General features: G+C 42.0%; 12 protein-coding genes. 4 read left to right on the forward strand and 8 right to left on the reverse strand.

The features are described 5' to 3' along the window. Positions 1-65 precede the first annotated feature (65 nt). The 4 genes from ACQKMP_RS06875 to ACQKMP_RS06890 form a co-directional block, all read right to left on the reverse strand. Positions 66-1,205, reverse strand: coding sequence for a DUF4179 domain-containing protein (locus tag ACQKMP_RS06875; protein ID WP_076284283.1), 1,140 nt, complete (start codon positions 1,203-1,205; stop codon positions 66-68). Beyond that, positions 1,171-1,764, reverse strand: coding sequence for an RNA polymerase sigma factor (locus tag ACQKMP_RS06880; protein ID WP_042186048.1), 594 nt, complete (start codon positions 1,762-1,764; stop codon positions 1,171-1,173). The genes ACQKMP_RS06875 and ACQKMP_RS06880 overlap by 35 nt, the downstream gene beginning before the upstream one ends. A 296-nt stretch (positions 1,765-2,060) precedes the next feature. Further along, positions 2,061-2,561, reverse strand: a complete 501-nt coding sequence (locus ACQKMP_RS06885; protein WP_076300055.1) for a transposase — start codon at positions 2,559-2,561, stop codon at positions 2,061-2,063. 316 nt (positions 2,562-2,877) lie between these two features. Further along, positions 2,878-3,477: a TetR/AcrR family transcriptional regulator gene (locus tag ACQKMP_RS06890; protein WP_427469057.1), complete on the reverse strand. Its 600-nt coding sequence runs from the start codon at positions 3,475-3,477 to the stop codon at positions 2,878-2,880. A 166-nt stretch (positions 3,478-3,643) separates the two neighbouring features. Here ACQKMP_RS06890 and ACQKMP_RS06895 point away from each other — a divergent pair, with 166 nt between their 5' ends. Then, positions 3,644-4,531: an ABC transporter ATP-binding protein gene (locus ACQKMP_RS06895; RefSeq protein WP_427469221.1), complete on the forward strand. Its 888-nt coding sequence runs from the start codon at positions 3,644-3,646 to the stop codon at positions 4,529-4,531. Beyond that, entirely contained in the window at positions 4,528-5,340 is an 813-nt protein-coding gene (locus tag ACQKMP_RS06900) for an ABC transporter permease subunit (RefSeq protein WP_379422709.1), read from the forward strand. Before ACQKMP_RS06895 ends, ACQKMP_RS06900 begins: the two co-directional genes overlap by 4 nt. Before the next feature lie 95 nt (positions 5,341-5,435). Here ACQKMP_RS06900 and ACQKMP_RS06905 read toward each other — a convergent pair whose 3' ends face one another. The 4 genes from ACQKMP_RS06905 to ACQKMP_RS06920 form a co-directional block, all read right to left on the reverse strand. Next, on the reverse strand, positions 5,436-6,398 hold the full coding sequence (locus tag ACQKMP_RS06905) for a glycoside hydrolase family 43 protein (protein ID WP_379422711.1): 963 nt from the start codon (positions 6,396-6,398) through the stop codon (positions 5,436-5,438). 103 nt (positions 6,399-6,501) lie between these two features. Continuing rightward, on the reverse strand, positions 6,502-7,413 hold the full coding sequence (locus tag ACQKMP_RS06910; protein ID WP_042186041.1) for a carbohydrate ABC transporter permease: 912 nt from the start codon (positions 7,411-7,413) through the stop codon (positions 6,502-6,504). A gap of 54 nt (positions 7,414-7,467) precedes the next feature. Beyond that, positions 7,468-8,346, reverse strand: coding sequence for a carbohydrate ABC transporter permease (locus tag ACQKMP_RS06915; protein WP_042186039.1), 879 nt, complete (start codon positions 8,344-8,346; stop codon positions 7,468-7,470). A 79-nt stretch (positions 8,347-8,425) separates the two neighbouring features. After that, entirely contained in the window at positions 8,426-9,670 is a 1,245-nt protein-coding gene (locus ACQKMP_RS06920; RefSeq protein ID WP_042186037.1) for an extracellular solute-binding protein, read from the reverse strand. Positions 9,671-9,945: 275 nt separating this feature from the next. Here ACQKMP_RS06920 and ACQKMP_RS06925 point away from each other — a divergent pair, with 275 nt between their 5' ends. Together ACQKMP_RS06925 and ACQKMP_RS06930 are read left to right on the forward strand one after the other, a co-directional pair. Next, positions 9,946-10,851 carry an ArsR/SmtB family transcription factor gene (locus ACQKMP_RS06925; protein WP_042186035.1) on the forward strand — a complete coding sequence of 302 codons (906 nt, stop codon included), beginning with the start codon at positions 9,946-9,948 and terminating at the stop codon, positions 10,849-10,851. Positions 10,852-11,312: 461 nt separating this feature from the next. Then, a complete protein-coding gene (locus ACQKMP_RS06930; protein WP_427469058.1) occupies positions 11,313-16,061 on the forward strand; it encodes a LamG-like jellyroll fold domain-containing protein in 4,749 nt (1,582 codons plus the stop codon). The last annotated feature ends 113 nt before the right edge of the window (positions 16,062-16,174 follow it).

The raw sequence follows: 16,174 nt of genomic DNA on the forward strand, positions 1-16,174 counted from the left end.
AGAAAAAGGGAGCTATCCCCAGGTCATTATTGATGACCTGCGGGACTGTCCCCTTCTCTAATGGATTAAGGCTTAACAGGAATGGTCAATTCCAGATCTTTCAGATATGTTTTCTCACCCACACTGTTCTTTCCTTGGCCAACAACGCTCCAATCCTTGTTGTTCACAGTAAGAGTAAATGGCTTGATTGTAATCGTTTTAGGTGTGCCAGCAAAAGGAGAAAACAGTTGATCAATCTGATATTCAGTCTTGGGTTCGCTGTTGAAATACTCGAATCTGCTCGGATTCACGACATTTCCTTGGTCGTCTACAAGCTCGTAATAGACCATACTGGCGCTGTAATCACCGGTTTGCCCCGGAGATTGTGGTACTTGGCCCTTACTATCCAGAACGAAACGGGTGGACACCGGCGAAATATCCAGTTGCTTAACGGTATAACTGAACTGTCCGTCAGATTTGGAGGCCTCTGGTTTCACAACAATCGATTTATTCTCCACGTTCACAGGAATCTTGAATTCAAAAGCTTCTTTCACCTGTGTGACATTCGCCTGAATGGTCAGCTCGAATTGGTCAGGCAAATTTAGACCCTTAGTCACTTCAACTACATAAGCATTCTTCTGCCTAGGCGAGTCGCCAAAGCTGCCTCCGCCATATTCAATGGCTTGTCCGTTAGCGAGGATCGTTGGCATTTTAATATAACCTTTAAGCTGATCCTTTTCCTCAACATCTTTTTCAAAAAGGTATGGAGAGCCTGTATTCGGCAAATCTACGCCTTCACGTTCCAAAACGAAGGACAACCGGGTTCCATCATAAAGTAAATTAGCTACCTTCAGCGTGATTCCTTCATGGGTTACACTCAGGTTAGGTTCTGTTACGATTCCTTGTTTAATGGCAGTATCCAAAGCTTCGTTGCTGGTTCCCTCAAAGAGAATTCCAACAATAGGAATTTGCTTTAACGTTGAAGCCATTGCCGGTGATACAAATCCCGTACCCACCACACCTGCACCTAGGATGGCTGCTGCTGCGGCCACTACTGCTGTTCTTTTCATTAAATTAGGTTTGGATGATGTTCTTTTCAATTCACTCGCTCCAATCGTATTCATAATTTGATAACTCATACTTTTCTTTGGTAAAGACGATTCACGAATCATTTGTTCGATGGCATTCATTTCAGCGAATTCCGTTTGTTCCGGCGAATGTCCCATGTGCTATCTCTCCTTTTCGGCTTTTACATTCCATCAGTTTGCGGCGCAATCGTTCATATTTTTTCCGTATGGTTGCGGACTTGAGGCCCATGATTTCGCCTATTTCCTCAAAGGTGTACTGCTCTACTGCCTTAAGGAGTAAAATATGACGCTCTTCAGTTGTGAGAAAAGTCAAAAGCTCATAAACCTCTGACTCATGACGGGAGATTTGCAGCACAGGCTGCTGCTCTTTATAATGATCGATCAGCTTAAGCCAGCGGCTCTGTCTCTTCTTCAAATTGATTAGGTGATGGTATGCCATCTTATACAGCCAGGCTGAGAAGGATACTTGCCTGCTGTACTGGTGAAGATTTTGATAGGCGCGAATAAAGATCTCCTGTACGGCATCTTCCGTCTCCGCATGATTTTTCAGGATATAATAGCAGTAGGTATACATTTGCCGTTCAAACTGGATGATGATCGCACTGTATGCCTCTTTGTCTCCTGCTCTGACCTGTTCTACAACCGCTTCAATAGCATTCCATTTTCCTTCCTCTTCCCCGGGGATGGTTGGCTGCAAGAGCTCACCTCCTTTCTTGTTTACCTATATAACAATCTCGTAATGCTATTTTGTGACACTATTTTTTAATATGCAGTTAGATTAGGGACTACAAACGCAGTGAGATTAATTACATATACGAACAAAATCACCCTAACGGGTGAATAACTTTTTAGCCAGCGGTTATTTGTCCGCTGGCTAAAAAGTTATTCACCAAGGTTCCGTTACAGAGACAAACTCTGGGGATTCTCCAGACTCCAGGTCGTAGGCACACTCTCCCACTATAAATTCAGGGACAGGATCTACCGTCCCACATTCTACGCAAACATAATCGATCCATACCTCTGGTTCTTCCTCCCACGGCTCAACATCCGGTGATTGCAGCATGGACAGAGCATCGGGTCTCGCCCATAGCTCTCCAGCATCCGCTGACGGTAGTTCTTCTTCTTTCGTTCTTTCACAGGAAAGGTCATCTCGATTTGTTTATGGATCATGTACCACCACAGATTAATCACCTTCTGTGACTCTTTGTTTTTCCCCCGGCTGTATAGACTATAGCGACCCACCATCCGAAAATGCTTCGGTGGAATGTGCTGCACGAGATCGTAGATAAACTTCATCACCGGCGACACCACATCCACCCGTTTCCCCGTTCGGTGATCTTCGTACCAGTAATGCACCTTGTGGTGGTCGTAGCTGACCACCCGGTACTCTGCAATCGCCGGTCGCGCTAAATAACCCCCTATGTATTTCGCTGCTCCTCGGGCATCCTTCATCCGCTGCTCTGCATTCACATAGAAACCCTGCCGAGAAGTCATTAGAAGTAAATGCTTTCAAATCGTCAGTTGTTCCTTCTTCAATAGTGCCCGAAGCTTTTCCATTAAAAATGGCAAACTCCTTAGTATCTTGGTTAGTATACAATGGATCTACTATTTTATTTATTCGCATTTGAACAAAATCTTTTGATAAATCACTGTTAGCGTAATCTACGATCATTTTTCGGAATTTTAAAATATGATAATTATTTAATTTCATTGTAAACATAGCTTTCTGCAACTTCATTGTTTTTTTAAACCAATACTGATCTAAATGTATTGGGTAAGTGCTCCAACTATTAATGCAACAAACCTCACGCTACTCCTGCTCACGCCCGCAAATACCATAGAAGAAGAGATGGATGGCTTCCTCCAGGAAGGCATCTATATCTTCTTGTTTGCTGGCTTCATCTAGCATTTCTCCCGAACTTCGCATATACATTCCTATAAATGAAAGTATCCCTTTGGTGGACACTTTATTTGAAATTTCTCCTCGTGCTTTGCCATCCTCCACCATCTTGACCATCAATGGTAAAACGTCATTTGTGTAACGTTCTTCAATATAATGAAACATTTCCTGGTCCTCAATCATAAGCTCCTTCACAGTCGTAGGAGACAATGAACTGTAGGTTTCTCTCTCCATCGTCATAATATATTCAATAATCTCTTTTAGAGAATGCTCTCCATGAATGTAATCTTCAAATTCGCGAATGGCCTTCTCTATAAAATCCTTAAAGGCCTCACCAAGCAGTGCTTCCTTGCTGCCAAAATAATTATAAATCGTCACCTGTGAGACGCCTGCCTCTTTCGCAATGTCTGCGATCCGGAGACGTTTGGGCTCACTGCTCTTGAGCATCTCCATCGTAGTCTTCATAATTTTGAGTTTTATTTGAGCGGCTCTTTTCTCAAATCCATTCATGCTATCCACCCTTAACTTCATTATATAGTGCGCTTATTTAAATTTAATGAAATATTTATTATAAATTATTTCATAATTCCATTGACTTCACTATTCACTAGGAATAATATAACATATGAAATATCCAATTAGTAATAGTTCATTATTTTGCAGCGGGGGTGGCGGCATGCTTGTAGTTGAAGGCTTAACCAAACGTTTTTCGAATGGCAAAGGAATCGAAGATGTTACGTTTACCGTTAATAAAGGTGAGGTATTTGGGTTTCTGGGGCCTAATGGCGCGGGTAAATCTACGACCATAAGACATATCATGGGATTTATGAAGCCGGACAAAGGTAATGCGAGCATCCATGGACTTGATGTATGGAAAGCACAAGGCACAGTCCAAAAGCATATTGGCTATCTCCCCGGTGAAATCAACTTTTTTGACGGGATGACGGGCCTTTCCTTCCTTAAGTTCATGTCTGGCATGCAAGGGATGAAGAACACTACTAAACGTGACCGCCTCATTGAACGACTGCAATTTGATGCCTCAACTCCGATCCGCAAAATGTCAAAGGGAATGAAGCAAAAAGTCGGTATTGTCGCAGCTTTCATGCACAATCCTGAAGTTATTATTCTGGATGAACCAACCTCGGGACTCGACCCGCTTATGCAAAAGTTATTTATAGATCTCGTATTGGAGGAAAAAGCAGCCGGAACCACATTTCTAATGTCCTCTCACAGCTTTCAAGAAATTGAGCGCACCTGTGACCGAGCTGCGATCATTAAAGACGGACGTATCATCACTATAAAAAATATCCACGAATTACAATCGATGCAGCGGAAGCTGTTTGAGGTTGTTTTCGCGAGTCGCGAAGATGCAGAGCAATTCGCCGCCTCCGGCCTGCAAGTGGAAGCTCGTGAAGGGAATATGGTCCGCATTGCCGTTCAGGGTAATTACGATCGATTCATTCAGGAGACCGGGAAATATAATATCCGCAGTATGGATGTGTTCACGCAGAATCTAGAGGACATTTTCATGGACTATTATGACCGTGAGGGGGCCGTGCAATGAATCTTCCACTCTATAAAGAAATGATGAGGGTGAACCTCAAAGGCATTATGAATTACGCCTTCGGTTCTGCCTTCTATATTCTGTTTATGATCTGGCTATATCCAGGGATCGCCGGAAGCACAAAAGCCATTGATGACCTCATTAAAGCTATGCCGGAAGGTGTAGGTAAAGCCTTTGGATTAAACAGCGGATTTACCAGTGCTGAGGCTTTTATCTCAGGAGAATATTATGGACTTATTCTGGTACTGATTCTATCCATCGTATGTGTACAAATGTCGACGCAGCTCATGGCTCGACTTGTGGATCGTGGCTCTATGGCTTATCTTCTGATAGCACCAACTACGCGGAGAAAAGTAGCTACCACGCAGGCGCTTGTACTCACAACAGCATTGCTCCTGATTATGGGCGTAACCACACTCGCCGGATTATTAGGTAAAGCATGGTTCCTCGGCAGTGAATATGAATTTAATAGCGGCCGATTCGCTCAGCTGAATAGCGTAGCGTTTTTATTGTTTTTTGCCGTGGGGGGACTCACTTTCCTCGTATCCTCGGTTTGTAATGATGAGAAAAAAGCGCTTGGAATTTCCGGCGCTATCACCTTCGGATTCTTCACTCTGGATCTGCTAGGCAAAATAAGCGATAAACTGGAGGGATTACGTTACATGACCTTGTTCTCCTTCTATCAGCCTGGTAAAATCGTTCAAGGAAACGTGGAGATTATTCAGGTTTCTAGTTGGTTACTGTTGATCGGTATTCTCGCTTTTGCCATAGGGATCGAACTGTTCAGACGACGGGATCTTCCATTATAAGATTAAGGGACGCTCCAATAGCATGTGGCTACTGGAGCGTCCCTCTTTCATATAGAAGAATATAATAAGCTTCTTCACACTAGAGAAGCATTATTTTAAGATTTCGTATCCGGTCTAGGGACACCAAAGTTTGGCGTTCCATCCTCATTCCACTGGATCACTTGCACACGCGCATGCCGATTAGGATCATATAACGGGTCTCCCACAATTTCCTTATAGCTTCTAGCATGGAACACTAGGATATCCTGTGTGCCATCTTCTGAGACTGTAAAGCTATTATGTCCCGGTCCATATTGACCGTTTTCTTCAGAAGTTGTAAACACAGGTTCTGGTGTTTTGACCCATGATTTCGGATCCATTAAATCACTATCCTCATCAGCGGTTAACAACCCCATACAGTAGTTATGATCTGTTGCACTTGCCGAGAAAGTCATGAAAATACGTCCATTTCGCTTAAGAACTGCCGCACCCTCATTCACCAGGAAGCCGATTTTTTCCCAATCATATTCAGGCGTGGTGATGCACACCTGCTCTCCTTTTAACGTCCAAGGGTTTTCCATTTCAGAGATATACATATTAGAATTACCAGGGATATCGGGATCCTTTTGTGCCCATACGTAGTATCTAACCCCTCTGTGTTCAAAAGTGGTTGCATCCAGGGCAAAGGATTCCCATTTCGTTTTGATTTGACCCTTTTCCACCCACTCCCCTTCTAATGGATTTACGGATGAGTTTTCTATGGCAAACATGCGATGATCAAATAAGCCATCTTTCGTATCGGAGGTATGTGCAGCTGCAAAATACACGTACCATTTTCCATCAATATAATGAATCTCAGGTGCCCAAATATTGGCACTCATTAAGCCTGTTTCATGCTTAACCCAAATGGTCTTACCCTCAGCCTCAGCTAATCCCTGAATGGATTCAGAACGACGAAGCTCGATTCTATCAAACTCCGGAACCGAAGCTATGAAATAATAATAACCATCAGTATGTTTATAGATCCATGGATCTGCCCTTTGCTCAATAAGCGGATTTTTCGCATTGAATTCTCTCATGATGACAACTCCTATATCTCTCTTTATTTTTAATTTTATGGGTCACCAAAACACACCCTTCCTTATAAGAAGGCAAGGTGTATTTAAGCTATGTTCATTTGATCTACCCTTTAATACCTGAATTCAAGTTAATAGATTGAACGAAGTATTTTTGAGCAAATATAAATAACAGCAGGGTTGGAACGATCGCCAAGATTGCCGACCCCATTAATTGCCCGATCATACGATAGTTTCCGTAGATATCTTGTAACAAGAGCAACCCAGCTGTGACTGGCATTTTGTCTACATCTGTGTACACGATAACCGGCCAGAGGAAGTCATTCCAAGATCCCGTAAAGGAGAACAATCCGCAAACAATCAGAATCGGCTTAACTAACGGCAATATAATTTGCGCAAAAATTCTAAAGTCACTAGCACCATCAACTTTTGCAGACTCATCTAATTCTTTTGGGATACCGTTCATAAACTGTCTGACCAAGAAGATATTCCCCATACCCGCAAGACCGGGAATAATCATTGCCCAAGAAGTGTTCACCCAGCCTAAGGAATCGATAATTTTATAAGAAGGAATTAAGTTAACTACGCCCGGGAAAAAGGAGATCCCTAACAAAGTAAAGAACAGTGTGTCTCTTCCTTTAAAGTTAATACGGGTATAACCAAAGCCTGTAATCGAAATCACAATAACGACCAGGATCGTATGAGTTGTAGCGATAAACAATGAATTGCCTAACCAACGTAGAATTGGGGCTGTAGAAGTATTGTTCAGAATCGTAACATAGTTCTCAAAAACCCATGTTTCAGGAAATAGTCTAAAGCCTGAGGAAACCACTTCCGTTTGTGATCTAAAAGACGTGGAAATCCCGAATATTACTGGAATAATCCAAATCACACAAAGGATAAGCAAAAAAGCATATGATACATATTTTGAAATACTAACATTGGATGATCCTTTTACTTTGCCTGTTCTATTTACAACTGGACGATTATCTAGGCCATTTACCGCCTGATTTGACATTATAGTACACCTACCTTTTCCATTTCCTTGTTAATCAATTAGTTCCCTAGAACCTTATGTAGCATTTCGGTTCATTACATAATATTGCAGCGCTGAGATCACCAAGATTACTAATCCCAATAACACTGCCATCGCCGATGCCATCCCTGCAATGGATTCACCGTTTCCGAAAGCTAATTGACGAATATACATCATGAGTACGTGTGTACTTTGTCGAGGCCCGCCATCAGTCATCATTAACGGTTGGCCGAATACATTGAAGGCTCCGGCAGTTGTCATAACAAAGGTATAGATTAATGGAAAACGAATAGATGGCAAGGTGATACTTGTGAATCTTTTAATTGAACCCGCACCATCGAGCTCGGCTGATTCATATAATTCTTGCGCAACGCCACTTAAGGAAGCACGATAAATAATCATGTTGCCCCCAATACCGCCCCATAGTGTAATTACAATGATGATAATCCACGCATACGGCTGATTTGCAGGCCAAGCAATTTGTGATCCGAATAGATTACCAGTAATCCCTAATTGCTTATTAAAGATCAAAAGCCAGATTAGTGCAGCCGCAGAAATCGAAATCAAGCCCGGAATATAAAGAATAGATTGAATTAAGCTCTTCATTTTAACTTTTTTATGTTCTAGTGCAACAGCAACCATTAATGGGATAACTATTAATAATGGAACAGAGAGACCCACAAAGATCAAAGTATTTTTCAGACCTCTGAAAAATTGAGTATGAAACGTTGATTTGCCATCAAAAAGAATGGCCTTATAGTTATCAAAGCCTACCCATACCGGGTCACTCATTAAATTCCACTTTGTAAATGAAGCATAAATCCCATAAATCGTTGGCAATAAAATGAAGACAGCAAACAAAATGACGTGCGGACCTACAAAGAAGGCAGGTGCCCAGTTTATTTTCTTTTTCATAGGATTTCATTTCTCCTTTTGCACAAAGTAATGCACCAATATACGGCACATTACTTCGTACAATCTATTCTATTTCGCTTTATTTCGCTGCACTGCTGCTTTCTGCGATCTTATCTTCTACAAACTTCTGCATGGTTGCCAAGGTCTCATCTAAATCAACGTTACCGCGAACGATATCTGCGCAATAAGTATCTACTGCTTCTGCAATGTATGGGTAGTACTCATATGTGTAAATGTAAAGGGATTCAATTTCTTTTTCATTAGAAGTAAAGAAGGATTGCATGTAGTTTTGGTATTCCGGACTTTGGTTAACTACGTTACTTGCGACGTTTTGACCAGCTTTTGCCCATTCCATTGAGTTTGTACGCACATATTCTAAGAAGTTAGCAATCCCTACTTCTTTTTCATCTGTTCTCTTATCGTTCTTAAGCATAGCGAACAAGTGAGAAGAAGATCTATTCGTGAATTTATCAGCGGTTGGAGAATAAATGTTAGTCACACCAAAGTTCAAGCCTTCAACTCCAGCATGTGCGGTAGAACTCCAAGTTCCGTCTGTGGAGAAGAGTACGTTTTGGGATTGGAACATCAAGTAACCGTCTTCACCAAATGGAGTCATCAAACCAGCATCAGCAATTTTCTTAACATCTTCAAAGGCTTGTTTAAATACTGGGGAGTTAACAGCCGGTTTGCCGTCCACCTGAATATCTCCGCCCAAGTTTTGAATTTGAGCCAGGATAACCCATCCGAGCAAGGCATCATTAACTACATAGTCGCCTTCATCCAATTTACCTTGTAAGGAAAGCATTTCATCAATCGTAACAACGTTATCATCCAAGAAAGATTCAGCATTATATTTCTTGAGCAAATCTTTATTGTAATACATTACGTTACTGTGGATATCAAGAGGTACTGTGTATTGTGTTCCGTCGATGTTACCAGTGTTCCAAGCTTGTGGTAAGTAATTTTCAGCTTTTAGTTCAGGTTGTGCCGGCAATACAGTATCTTGCATGGGTTCTAAGACACCTTGCTTAACAAACCCAGGAACACGGTCAGCGTGGATAATTGCTAAATCAGGAACACCTTTGCTGGAAGCCAAAACGGTAGAAATTTTCGTGTACATATCAGCTGTAATAACGTGCTTCACTTTAATCTCTGGATTCGTTGCATTGTACTCTTTAACGATTTGATCCATATAAGCACCATCATCACCAGTCAGCGGTGTCCAGAACGTAATCGTCTTACTATCATCTTTACCACCACATCCTGCTAACACTGTCGTTAACATTAGAACCGTTGCTAATACTACTCCAAATTTCTTTTTCATTACTCTCTCCCCCTGCAGCTGTAATGTTAAGATAATCATTCACATTAACTTTGTTGGAAACGATTAACTTAAACTTAGTATACAGTCGCTTTGAAAGCGTAGTCAATAACTTTTAAATAAACTTAATAGATTTTTTTAAAACTTAGTTAACCTTTTAGTTCATTAAGACGAGATGAAAGCGATATATTATTTACTTCAGTTACCTTTCGTGTTACTTTATATAGAGATTAATAAACTTTACAGTATATGAAATTACTTTGAAAGAAGTGGATAAAATGCAATTGGAAATAGACAAGTCCTCTCTCGTTGTTTATGAAGCCTTGGCAAGTGAAGTACGAATAAAAATCATTCAGTTACTCTCCAAAAATAAGATGAACATCAAAGATTTGGCAGAAGAACTTAAAATAAGCAGTCCCATCGTAACAAAACACATTAAAAAGTTAGAAGATGCAGGAATCATAAAAACAGAAAAAGTTCCTGGTAAATCCGGAATGCAAAAAATCTCAATTCTTAGAGTCGACCATATTGAGATCAACTTCCCTAAAAAAATCTTTCATTCCTTTGCCTCCTATGAGACATCGGTGCCGATTGGTCATTATACGGATTATGATCTGAAGCCTACATGCGGACTTGCCACAGAGAAAGAGTTTATCGGCAGAGTAGACGAACCTAAGTATTTCATGGATTCTAAAAGAGTCGATGCAGAGATTCTATGGTTTACCCAAGGTTATGTTCAATACAACATTGCCAATTTTCTAAAAAAAGATGAAACCTTGCAGCAATTTGAAATTAGCTTAGAGCTTTCTTCCGAATTTCCATTTGCCAATGACGTATGGCCTTCAGACATCACCTTTTCATTGAACGGCTTGGAATTAGGTACTTGGACAAGCCCTGGAGATTTTGCTGATGCAAGAGGTAAATTCACACCTGAGTGGTGGCCGCACAATATTAACCAGTATGGATTACTAAAAACGATTAGAATTACTAATCACAATGGAACATACATTGACGGTGACCCCATGTCTTCCGTTTCGATTGAGGATTTAGATACGACCTGTGACCGATGGACTTTCCGGATCGAAGTGAAGGAAGATGCAAAACACGTCGGAGGCGCAACAATTTTCGGAAAAAAATTCGGAAATCATGATCAAGATATCATGTTCAAAATGTATTACCTTTAAAATCTTCTAGTATGCAAATGTATCAAAGTTGGTTCTTTCATGGGGGCGAACAACTAATTAGTATTTATTCTTCATTAGCCCCCCCTATCTGTACTGTGATATGAACCAGTTATCACTTTCCCCTATCCATCTCTTTATCGCCCACATTTCCCACCTTCTTTCACTTTCCACAACTCCAGTAGTAATCTGCAGTACTTTTCATACGCTATCCAAACCCAACTACCTTTTGTTAATAAAAATATAAATAGATTCATTGTTTCATAAATTTCTATTTGACTATATGCTAATATCATGCTTAAAATGAGATCAATATAAAACGTTTTCCACGATATGGTTTGTATAAACATAAAACAAATTCATTTTGATTTGTAAAAAACGTTTTTTTAGTAGCTCTATTGTAAGCGTTTTACATTTTTCGTACCGCCGCAATCTCTAATCAATAGAATCGGAGGATCATGAATTTGAGGAAAACAACTCGTAAGCTAACCGCTTCACTTCTTGCACTCACGCTGCTAGTACCTGCACCATTCATTTCAGCAGCTTCTGCAAGCGATTCCAAAACAATCCCACCATCCACGCAACAACAGGCTGTCGATTATTCAGGCCACTGGGCACAGAAAGATTTTCAATCCTGGGTGGATAAGGGCTTGATTTCAGGCTATGGAAATGGAATTTACAAACCGAATCAAGAGATCACCCGCGCGGAATGGGTCACATTGATCAATCGGGTCTTTAATTTGCAGGAAAAATCAGAAATCGCCTTCATGGATGTACTGGAGTCAGGTGCTTATTACAGCGATATCCAGAAAGCTTCGGCTGCAGGATATGTATCAGGATATAGCGATGGCACCTTCCGACCAACACAGGTAGTAAGTCGTCAAGAAGCCGCGGTTATGCTGCACAGACTATTCCAGCTCAATTCTTCTGCAAATACCTCTGCACCAAAAGATGTTGAAGATTTACCCTCATGGAGCCAAGAAGCTGTATTATCTTTATTTGGTGAAGGTTATTTGAATGGTTATAGTGACGGCAGCTTTAAAGGCGCAAAAGCCGTAACAAGAGCGGAAGCACTGCGTATGATTGAGAAGTTGGCCGGGGAAATCACTTCTAAGAGCGGGAGTTATACGGGGATTACCACTCAGAATATGGTAATTAGTAACCCGGGTGTTGAGTTGAACAACTCCACCATCTCCGGAAACCTGTACCTTACCGAAGGTATTGCAGAAGGTGATATCACGCTGAATAACGTCACTGTTAAAGGAACAATATTCGTATCCGGCGGCGGCGAAAATAGTATCGTACTTAGTAACTCTAATGCAGGTGACATGGTTGTAGATAAGCGTAATGGGAAACTCCGCGTCGTTACTAAAGGAACGAGTGCCGTACCAAGCGTACGTGTACATTCCGGTGTAATGCTTGAGGAAGATACCACTTTGACGGGAGCAGGCTTCGGCCGGGTCGTTATAGAGAATACACTCCCGAACGATTCAATCATCAGGCTGAGAGGAAACTTTGATTCTGCTGAGGTACGAGCGTTAGGAGTGCCTACACTACATCTAGCTGCAGGCAATATTACTGAAGTTACATTGAACCAATTAGCCAAGCTGCGTGTAGATGCTGGTGCAGCAATCAAGAATCTAATCCTTGCCATAAACGATATAATTACTATCCAAGGCACCGGGAAGGTTAGCTTTGACAATAAATACAGTAATCTAATCAAATTTGAAATACCTACTCCGACAGCTACGGCAACGTCTGGTTCTGGTAGTTCAGGTTCTGGTGGATCGGACGGCAGCGCTGTTGCTACACCTACTACTACCCCGGTTCCTACAGCTACAGCGACTCCTACTGCTACACCGGGTCCGTCAGCAACGGCACCAGCACTCACCAATGTTTCTGTACATGATCCGTCAGTGGCTGTAGACAAAGGAACGTATTATGTATTCGGGTCTCATATCGATGCGGCCAAATCGGATGATCTGCTGAACTGGACTCGTTTCACAAATGGTTATACAACACCGGGCAACGTACTCTTTGGTGATCTTTCCGCGAATCTGGCAGAATCCTTTAAATGGGCTGGAGAGAACGATTCTGACAGTAAAGGCGGATTCTCCATATGGGCTCCAGACGTTTTCTGGAATGAGGATTATAAGAATGCGGACGGAACCACTGGCGCTTACATGATGTATTACAGTGCTTCTTCCACTTACATCCGCTCAGCGATTGGCTTTGCCACTTCACAAAATATTGAAGGTCCTTATACCTATGGAAATACCGTAATTTATTCCGGCTTCACCAAGGAAGAAGATTACGATACTAACAGCAAAATTAACAAAAAATGGACAAACACAAATATTCAAAAGCTTATTGATAACGGAACACTAGAAGATGCCAACCCAGATTGGTTTGACGCAGGCGGTTCATATAAGAACAAAACGTATACAAACGCAATTGACCCGACGTTATTCTACGATAAAGACGGCAAGCTGTGGATGACTTATGGATCATGGTCAGGCGGTATATTTATTCTAGAAATCGATCCAGCTACCGGCGAGCCAAAATATCCGGGTAAAGATGGAACGACCGCTGATGGACGTCTAATCGACCGGTATTTCGGTACCCATATTTCTGGTGGTATGACCAAATCGGGCGAAGGTCCGTATATCGTTTACGACAAGAATACAGGTTACTACTTCTTATACGTAACTTATGGAGGACTTGCGTCCGACGGTGGTTACAATATGCGTCAATTCCGTTCAATGAATCCAGATGGTCCTTATGTGGATGCTGCCGGACAAAGTGCAGTGCTGGCAACGACCAATGATCATTCGGCCATTGGCAACAAAGTTCTTGGTAATTTCATGTTCACGAACGTGAATAGTGATCCAGAATTCCAAACTTACGGCTATGTTGCATCAGGCCATAATTCAGTCAATTATGATGAAGAGACGGGTAAAATATTCAACTTCTTCCACACTCGCTTCCCGCAGCGTGGTGAAACACATGAGCTTCGTGTGCATCAAATGTTCACCAACGAAGATGGATGGCCGCTCACTTCTCCTCATCGTTACACTGGTGAAACTATCGCAGCTGTTATGCAGGAAGATGTTATTGGAGCTTACCAGTTCGTGAATCACGGGAAAGATACTTCTGCTAAAATTAAATCCACAACAGCTATCGAACTGCGAAGTGATGGAACCATTACAGGGTCCGTAACCGGTTCTTGGGAGCTAAAAGGAGAGTATTACGCCGACCTGCTCATCAATGAAATAGAAAACGGAGCTGCTGTACAAAATCTCTACAAAGGTGTATTCGTAAAACAATGGGATTCCACTCGTCAGAGCAATGTTATGACTTTCACAGCCATGTCCAATAAGGGTGTTACCGTCTGGGGCAGCCAAATTGAACTGCTGAGCACAGATCAAATTGTATCCAATGTTAAAGATAGTTTAAGCTTGGGCAACACAAGTAAAGTATACAAAGATCTTACGCTCCCAACTGAGGACGTTAGAGGAACAGTCATTACGTGGTCGTCTTCCAATGAAGCCGTAGTAGGAAACGATGGTTCAGTTGTTCGTCCTGAAAAAGGACTCGGAAACGCAACGATTGAACTTACTGCTACGATTGCGCTGGGTGAGTCTACTGCAACTAAGACCTTTACTATCATTGTAATGGAACTGACTGGAAATATACTGGAAGACGGTTTGGTGGCAGCGTATGATTTTGAAGGAGATCTTTCAGAGAACGGAGATCGTACTGATAAGGGTACAATTACCGGCAATCGGATTAACAATACTGGTGGGAACATCACCTATGAGACAGGTGAAGTTGGTCTTGCAGCTAAATTCGACGGTAGCTCCGGTATTCGCCTACCAAATGGTTTGATTAAAGGCAACACCTACACAATAGGCATGTGGCTTAACCCACAAGAACTGACTCAATTCACTACAGCCTTCTTTGGTGCTACAACAGATACGAATTGGATTAGTCTCTTGCCTTATGGAAACGGTGGAGCTACTACCCGGATGTGGTTTGGTAGCCAAACCTTCCACGATGCAGAAGCAGGCATGCAGATTCCAGTTAACCAATGGTCGCATATAGCTTTCACTTACGATGCCGGGACTGTGAAGCTGTATGTGAACGGAGTATTGAAGTACACTGGAAAAGGATTTACGGATGTATTTAACAGTGCAGATACAGTATTCGCCCTGGGTGTAAACTACTGGGATATCCCATACAAAGGTTTGATTGATAACCTGCGTATCTACGAAAGTGCACTTTCCGCTGAAGCTGTAGACTTGCTGGTAAACGGTGAGCCTGACAGTAATATTAAAGTAAGTACGATAACCATCCGTGATGCTGAAATGGATGTGGCTGTGGGGAATACCTTTACCCCTCAAGTAAAAGTACTTCCTACCAATGCCGGAAATAAGAAACTTACTTGGAGTTCTAGTGATCCTAGCGCCGTTACAGTTGATGCTACAACCGGAACCGTAACCGCACTAACGGTAGGTGGCGAAGCAGTGATTACAGCCACTGCGGCTGATGGCAGTGGTGTCTCAGCAGACTATAAGGTAAACGTTACAGATGGAAAAGTAGCCTATTATGCTTTTGATGGAAACCTTGATGACTCCCTCCAATTGGTCGGTACTGGACAGGTTACGGGAATAAAAATCGAGGCTCCAACTGTAGGTAACATCACTTACGGTAACGGTATCACTAATCAAGCAGCAGTATTTGACGGTGTTTCCGGAATCCGGTTACCTAATGGATTAATTGACAGCAATACCTATACCGTATCTATGTGGTTAAACCCTGAGCAGCTTACTGATGCAACAACAACCTTCTTCGGTGCTGCTTCGATAAACAGCTGGATTAGCTTCGTTCCACAGAACGGCGCAGGTAAAACACTGCTATGGTCTGGCGAGGCGTGGTATGATGCTGTTTCCGCTATGAAGATTCCAGAGAATAAATGGACGCATGTAGCATTTACGGTCAACAACGGTACCGTGAAGGTATACCTCGACGGAGTTGAGCAATTCTCCGGTGAGGGCTTCCCGAATGTGTTTAAGAACAAGAATGGTGTGTTCACTCTTGGTGTAAACTATTGGGACGTACCTTATAAGGGAATGATTGATGAACTGAAGATTTACAGCAGAGCACTCAAATCAGACGAAATACTGACCGAATATAACTCAAATGTAAATTAAGAGAATCATCATTTGGAAAGAGAGCGGAGCCTCAGGCTCCGTTCTTTTTATCTTAAGGCACGCGATCAAAGTGAATGAGCGCCCATAAAATTTCTCACCTTCGTATTGTAAAA

It is taken from the genome of Paenibacillus sp. NPDC101420, from assembly GCF_050277435.1.
Taxonomy (GTDB): Bacteria; Bacillota; Bacilli; order Paenibacillales; family Paenibacillaceae; genus Paenibacillus_AQ.